Genomic DNA, 255 nt, shown 5'->3' with positions numbered 1-255 from the left:
CTGGCAAACAAGGATAAGGGTTGCGCTCGTTGCGGGACTTAACCCAACATTTCACAACACGAGCTGACGACAGCCATGCAGCACCTGTCTTACAGTTCCCGAAGGCACTCCCGCGTCTCCGCAGGATTCTGTAGATGTCAAGAGTAGGTAAGGTTCTTCGCGTTGCATCGAATTAAACCACATGCTCCACCGCTTGTGCGGGCCCCCGTCAATTCATTTGAGTTTTAATCTTGCGACCGTACTCCCCAGGCGGTC

The 255-nt window shown here is 53.3% G+C and carries 1 rRNA gene; it reads right to left on the bottom strand.

The annotated features are described in order from the left end of the window. Positions 1–255, bottom strand: a 16S ribosomal RNA gene (locus EXZ60_RS19250); the annotation flags it as partial.

Origin of the sequence: Vibrio sp. 1151_11 (genome assembly GCF_029478525.1) — a bacterium.
GTDB classification, from domain to species: Bacteria; Pseudomonadota; Gammaproteobacteria; order Enterobacterales; family Vibrionaceae; genus Vibrio; species Vibrio anguillarum.
The sequence above is the reverse complement of the archived record's forward strand: the minus strand, read 5'-3'. Positions and strand labels throughout refer to the sequence as shown.